The sequence below is a fragment of the Streptomyces sp. RP5T genome (assembly GCF_003933965.1).
GTDB lineage: Bacteria > Actinomycetota > Actinomycetes > Streptomycetales > Streptomycetaceae > Streptomyces.
This window is the reverse complement of sequence record NZ_RSAJ01001324.1, coordinates 1-383: the sequence shown is the minus strand read 5'-3', so window position 1 is coordinate 383 and position 383 is coordinate 1. Positions and strand designations below refer to the sequence as shown.

Here is a 383-nt window from a genome sequence, read left to right as displayed (position 1 = left end):
GGGTCGAGGACGACTTCTTCCGGCTGGGCGGGCATTCGCTGCTGGCGATCCGGCTGGTCAACGCGATCCGCTCGTCCTTCGGCACGGAACTCGGCGTCCGCGCGGTGTTCGAGGCGCCGACGGTCGCCGCGCTCGCCGAGCGGCTCGACCGGGCCGGCCCCGCGCAGGCCCCCCTGGTCCCGGCGCACCGGCCCGACCCGCTGCCGGTGTCGTACGCCCAGCGCAGGCTGTGGTTCCTGCACCGCCTGGAGGAACGGGACGGCGCCTACAACATCCCCGTCGCCCTGCGACTGACCGGTGCCCTGGACGAGGGCGCCCTGCGGCGGGCCCTGCACGACGTGGTGGTCCGGCACGAGTCGCTGCGCACGCTGTTCACCGAGGTC

General features: G+C 74.7%; 1 protein-coding gene. It reads left to right on the top strand.

Annotation, left to right across the window (positions count from 1 at the left end):
* The coding region (locus EHS43_RS46035; RefSeq protein ID WP_148104406.1) for a condensation domain-containing protein at positions 1-383 on the top strand (383 nt) is incomplete at both ends.